A 421-nucleotide genomic window follows, 5' to 3' on the forward strand; every position below is an offset into this window, starting at 1 on the left:
AGGCGTTTCCCAAGGCCGAGCTTCCGCCATCCCAGCACAAACCGGCGCATGTAAATGTTGGCCAGCAGCGGTGAGATGGGTGATCCTTGCGGGATGCCGCGCCGCTGGTCACGGGCCTGCGTCGTTCGTTTCTTCCGGCCCTTGTCGTCCGTTTCCTCGACAGCGCATTCCAGCCAGGATTTGATCAGATGCAGCACGCGCGGATCGACGATCCGACGCGACACTGATTTCATCAGTTCCAGGTGAGGGATGGTGCCAAAGTAGTCGGCAAGGTCGGCGTCCACGACATCCGGACGGCCACGAAACAGCTGCTCCTCCACCTCGATCACGGCCTGCTGGGCGTTGCGCCCGGCGCGATAGGCATAGATTTCCGGTGGAAGGTCGGCTTCGAAGATCGGTTCGAGCACCAGCATCGCTGCTG

At 61.8% G+C, this 421-nt stretch carries 1 protein-coding gene; it reads right to left on the minus strand.

Features of this window, described 5'->3' with window-relative positions; genetic code table 11:
* Nucleotides 1-413: reverse transcriptase domain-containing protein (locus JQK15_RS26645; RefSeq protein ID WP_214869686.1), on the minus strand; the 413-nt coding region annotated here is incomplete at its 3' end.
* Nucleotides 414-421 lie beyond the last annotated feature (8 nt).

This window comes from Sphingobium sp. BHU LFT2 (assembly GCF_018604485.1).
GTDB classification, from domain to species: domain Bacteria; phylum Pseudomonadota; class Alphaproteobacteria; order Sphingomonadales; family Sphingomonadaceae; genus Sphingobium; species Sphingobium yanoikuyae_A.